5 protein-coding genes and 1 pseudogene are annotated in these 3,653 nt (G+C 55.2%); 5 read left to right on the top strand and 1 reads right to left on the bottom strand.

Annotation, left to right across the window (positions count from 1 at the left end; translation table 11 throughout):
* Positions 1 to 143, top strand: a 143-nt coding sequence (locus tag AC1DTN_RS37130; RefSeq protein ID WP_477925071.1) for a transposase domain-containing protein, incomplete at its 5' end; no start/stop codon positions are given.
* A gap of 141 nt (positions 144 to 284) precedes the next feature.
* Positions 285 to 443: pseudogene (locus AC1DTN_RS37125) on the top strand (RtcB family protein); the annotation flags it as partial.
* A gap of 37 nt (positions 444 to 480) precedes the next feature.
* On the opposite strand, the gene AC1DTN_RS37120 reads toward AC1DTN_RS37125, so the two are convergent.
* Positions 481 to 1,371, bottom strand: coding sequence for a LysR family transcriptional regulator (locus AC1DTN_RS37120; protein ID WP_477925068.1), 891 nt, complete (start codon positions 1,369 to 1,371; stop codon positions 481 to 483).
* Between the two features lie 226 nt (positions 1,372 to 1,597).
* Here AC1DTN_RS37120 and AC1DTN_RS37115 point away from each other — a divergent pair, with 226 nt between their 5' ends.
* The 3 genes from AC1DTN_RS37115 to AC1DTN_RS37105 form a co-directional block, all read left to right on the top strand.
* Positions 1,598 to 1,774, top strand: a complete 177-nt coding sequence (locus tag AC1DTN_RS37115) for a helix-turn-helix domain-containing protein (protein WP_477925067.1) — start codon at positions 1,598 to 1,600, stop codon at positions 1,772 to 1,774.
* Positions 1,775 to 2,109: 335 nt separating this feature from the next.
* Positions 2,110 to 3,051 (top strand): phosphatase PAP2 family protein, encoded by a 942-nt coding sequence (locus tag AC1DTN_RS37110; RefSeq protein ID WP_477925065.1) that lies wholly within the window; start codon positions 2,110 to 2,112, stop codon positions 3,049 to 3,051.
* A 431-nt stretch (positions 3,052 to 3,482) separates the two neighbouring features.
* On the top strand, positions 3,483 to 3,653 hold a 171-nt coding region (locus tag AC1DTN_RS37105; protein ID WP_477925070.1), incomplete at its 3' end, for a transposase.

Here is a 3,653-nt window from a genome sequence, read left to right as displayed (position 1 = left end):
GTCTGATGCTGACCTGCCGCGCCTGTGGCGTCGATCCGCTCTCCTGGCTGCGCCACGTCCTCACTGAGTTGCCTCAGCGCGAAGAAACTGCCGACATTGGCGACCTGCTGCCGTTCAATTACTCCAAGACCATCGCGGCCTGATAAGGCTGGGTACTGCTACCCAGCTAAGCGCGAGTATCCGTCAACCGCCGTCAATGCGCATCGAAAATCGCGCTTACCGTTACTTGCATTCCGGCGTTCGCGTAAATATCGCGGAGAGCGTCCGTCAACTGACGCTGGAGAATCTCGGAACTGCCGAGAGCCTACAAGAGTGCTGCGAACGCGCGGTCGCAGATCGAGCACTACGGCCTTGCCGAAGTGGTCGACGAGGTGATCCCCTACGGGAGCATCATGGCCGGCGACTGGCAGAAGAATGCGCCCTGGCGCAAAAAGCGCCGGTAAATACCAGGGAAGGCAACTAGACTATGCTTGCCTTCCGTCACCTGCCTGGCCGCGCCAGCGATCGGGCAATATCGATGATGTCGTCACGTGAGGCCGTCGGATCTTCCCGGTTCCAGGCGACACCGAGCCCGATCTTGAAGTCGACGCCTTTGACCTTCTTGAGCTCGAAGCCGCGGTTCGGCAGATCCTGCGTCCATTCCGGCACGAAGCCGATGCCAAGGCCGGCAGAAACCAGCGATACGAGCGAGAACGTGTCGTCGCATGTATAGGCGACATTGCCGGTTAGATCGTGCTCCTCGAACTTTTCGGCGAAATAGCGCTCGCTGTAGGAGAGGTTCTGGCGGGAAAAGGAAATGATCTTCTCACTACGCAGATCCTCGATGTCGATCTCGCTCTTCAGCGATAGCGGGCTCTCCTTGGCAACCGCCAGCAGGTAGCGCTCATGGGCAATCGAGAAGAAGCGTAAGGAGCCGATATTCTCCACCGGCCGGATGAAGCCGAGATTGATGCGGCCTGCCTCGATATGGCGGATGATGTCATCGGTGGTGCCGCTTTCGATATGCATGCGGATATCGGGATATTTGCGGGCAATGCGAGACAGGAAGGATGGCAGCACGCCGATGGTGGCGGGATAGACGGTGCCGATTGCAATCCTGCGCGCCGTCTTGCCGGCCACCGACCGGGCGATCTCGGTCGACAGATCCACCTCGCTGAGGATCCTCACCGAGCGTTCGTAAAAGGCTGCCCCTGCCCTTGTCAGCTCCACCCGCCGTGTCGTGCGCAGGAACAGCTGCACGCCGAGTTCCTTCTCCAGTGCCATCACCTGGTTCGACAGAGCCGGCTGGGCGATATGCACCTTGGCGGCAGCCCTGCCGAAATGCAGTTCCTCGGCCACCGCATTGAAATAGGATAGCTGGCGCAGTTCCATGCATTCACTCCGATGGCGACTGATGAGCACAGAAGAGTATACCGGGCGCAAAATGCACCCAGTCTGGTCCACTCTCATTGATGGAACCATGAATACAGTGTATCTATAACAATATTGAACGTACGTCAATACCCTGTATCGAAATAAATATGAGGTCGCGGTGAACCCTGCTCAAGCTCGAGCTGCACGTGCTATGTTGAAGCTTGGCGTACGAGAAGTCGCCGAGTTGGCGAAAGTCACCGCCAATACCGTGAGCCGTGTCGAGCAGGACGATATTGGCCCCCGCGGTCCGCAGCCTGTCACAATCGAAGCGATCAAACGTGTCTATCAGGAGCGCGGCGTCATATTTCTGGACGAGGGACCCTCCCCAAGCGGCGGCAAAGGCGTGCGCCTCGAAAAGTAGTCGCCTCGATGGCCGCCTTGAGGAGATATGATCCTGCGACCCACAAATCAGCCAATCGGGGACCGCAACTTCTTTGCGCAGATGGTTCGTCCACATGTGGACGATGCCGAAATGTTTTTGCAAGTGAGTAGATCTCAACATACTCCTAAGGGCAAACGTTCAGCACTAGAGTTCGAGCCGGGCAAACTATAAGAGCTCATCCTTATCTCCCAAGAATTCGTCTTCCCCTATATCGCCAGAGTCGTACGGTCACCCAGCTGGTGCAGGCCATCCGATACTTACACGAGAATTTAACTTCTGATTGCTACTACCCGAAGATGCATTAGGAGATGCACATGTCGGAAACAGCCCGAGCGCGACAATTCTTAATAGGCCTTACCGGATGTGCCTATATCGTCGTCCCAGTCCTGGCGTGGGTTGTTGGTCTGTCGGTCGACCTAAGAGGCTTCGCCGAGGTAATCCTGGCGGCTATGGTTTTTCTCTTGGTCTTCGCCCCTCTTTGCCATTGGCGCAGAATTCCCTCCCTCAAGTGCATTGTCGAGTGCGCCGGCATTGGATTGTTGATTACCGCGCCACTTATAGTGTCCGCCTACACTGCTTTTGCCCTTGATCTTCCACTACAGGATCAACAGCTTCTCGAATTGGATCGGCGTCTTGGCATAGACTGGGTGAGCTTGATCGCTTTCATTGACTCAACTGCCCTGCTGGCCAAGTCACTGACATTTGCTTACCATACCTTCCATCATCAACTTTTTTTTCTGCCAATAGTGCTAAGCATTTGCGGCCACCGCGCTCGTGCGTATCAGCTCGTAGGGATCTACGGACTTATTTGCGTCATCGCTTGCATCGTCACCATCTGGTATCCTGCGCTCGGAACCTACACCGATTTTGCTCTCGATCCTAAAGATCTGAAGAACATCAATGGCATGCTCGGCGTAGAATACGTCCCGCAAATCCTTGCGGTAAGAGATGATCCGAACTTTGTCCTCCGATTGGAGCAGGTAAGCGGCATCATTTCATTTCCGTCGGTCCATGCCGCGGTGGCGGTACTATGCAGCTGGGCAGTATGGCCGATAAGATGGATTCGATTTCCGCTGATCTTGTGGAACACGTTAATGATGCTGTCGGCGATCACTGAAGGCGGCCACTATATTGTCGATATAATCGCAGGAATTGGCGTTGCTGGTTTCAGCATAGCCGTAGTTCTCAATCATTCCCGCAACGGCAGGCTTCAGTTGTTTCATCGAGGCCCGTTTGATGGGGCTAAACACATCTAGAATCGTTCGACTGCGTGTCTTTCACGACTTGCTTCATTCTTTCAGCAGCACCAACCTGCGTGTGCTGCGCGCATACCGTTTTCTGCGCGAAACTGTCTGCGAGGAGGAGATCGAGGATTTCAGACGATCCTCGGCGTCCCCCCACTTATTCGCTCCGACAGACCGCGGGAGGGCTGTCTGACGTTTTCGACATATTCGAACCAGAGCAGGAAGAGCGTCTTCATGATCCTGCTGGTACACGCTTTGGTCACCAAAGCCATCTCGACCACACCTTGAGCTCATATTCCCGTCCGACGGTACTCATTCCTCCCTGAAAGCACGCGCGACCTGGTCTATGAACGGCTTGGTCATGACGTGCCCCCGTTAAATTAGGCCATTCGGACCTGGAATTTTCCACTTATGATCCCTGTTGGGAAGAAGAGGAGAATTCGATGAAGGCCTCGAAGTTTTCGGAAGCGCAGATCGCATTCGTTTTGAAGCAGGCGGAGGATGGGACGCCGATCGGTGAGGTCTGCCGCAAGGCAGGGATTTCCGATGCGACCTTCTACAACTGGCGCAAAAAATACGCGGGGCTACAACTGGCGCAAAAAATACGCGGGGCT

Source organism: Rhizobium sp. 01T444, from assembly GCF_056398305.1.
This window is presented reverse-complemented; position numbering and strand designations above follow the sequence as displayed.

Coding starts and splice junctions, on each gene's coding strand:
- AC1DTN_RS37120 (WP_477925068.1), bottom strand. CDS start 1,371: ATGGAACTGCGCCAGCTATCCTATTTCAATGCGGTGGCCGAGGAACTG.
- AC1DTN_RS37110 (WP_477925065.1), top strand. CDS start 2,110: ATGTCGGAAACAGCCCGAGCGCGACAATTCTTAATAGGCCTTACCGGA.